The 890-nt window shown below is 66.5% G+C and carries 1 protein-coding gene; it reads left to right on the top strand.

Features of this window, described 5'->3' with window-relative positions; translation table 11 throughout:
- A partial coding sequence (locus tag OSB52_RS24660) for a transposase (RefSeq protein ID WP_266063968.1) occupies positions 1–744 on the top strand: 744 nt, incomplete at its 5' end.
- Between the last annotated feature and the right edge of the window lie 146 nt (positions 745–890).

Genomic DNA, 890 nt, shown 5'->3' with positions numbered 1-890 from the left:
ACCCTGACCACCGCACGCCGGTGTGGAGCGAGCGGGGAGATCACCGTGCGCGGCGACTGCGCGTATGGCACCGCCGCGGTGATGCGGACCTGCCAACGCCTCGGAGCAACATTTTCGCTGGTCCTGCGCACCAATACCGCGATCACCCGCGCCATCACCGCGATCGGAGACGACGCCTGGACCCCGGTGCACTACCCCGGGGCGGTCACCGACCCCGACACCGGCGAACTGATCTCCGATGCCGAAGTCGCCGAAACCACCTACACCGTGCAACCGAATTCCACCCACCCAGTCACTGCCCGACTCATCGTGCGCCGGGTCACAGCCCACCACCCCGCCGACACCGACACCCTGATGCCCGCCTGGCGGTACCACTCGTTTTTCACCAACACCACCGACGACACCGTCACCGCCGACATCACCCACCGCCGCCACGCCATCATCGAAACCGTGTTCGCCGACCTCATCGACGGCCCCCTGGCACACCTGCCCTCCGGAGTGTTCGGCGCTAACGCCGCCTGGCTCGCGCTGACCGCGATCAGCCACAACCTGATGCGCACCCTCGCCGCACTCACCAACGTTCCCAGGCTCCGCACCGCGCGTGGAGCAACCCTGCGCCGCACCCTGATCGCGATACCCGCCCGACTAGCGCGACCAGCACGAACACCAGTCTTGCACCTACCCCGCCACTGGCCCACCCAACACGCCTTCACCGTACTGTGGGCCGCAGTGAACACCACCTGACCCTCCACCCCCACCCGACCGCCCACGACCAGGAACCCTAGTGAAAAAGCTGACGCAGGTCAGTGAATGCCTCACGCCCACAACACAACCAGGCATTCATACACCACAACCCCACCCGCCCGACAACCCATCCACGGATTCAGGCT

Source organism: Gordonia aquimaris (assembly GCF_026262595.1).
Classification (GTDB): domain Bacteria; phylum Actinomycetota; class Actinomycetes; order Mycobacteriales; family Mycobacteriaceae; genus Gordonia; species Gordonia tangerina.
Note: the sequence above shows the minus strand (reverse complement) of the source record. Positions and strands in the feature narration are given on the sequence as shown.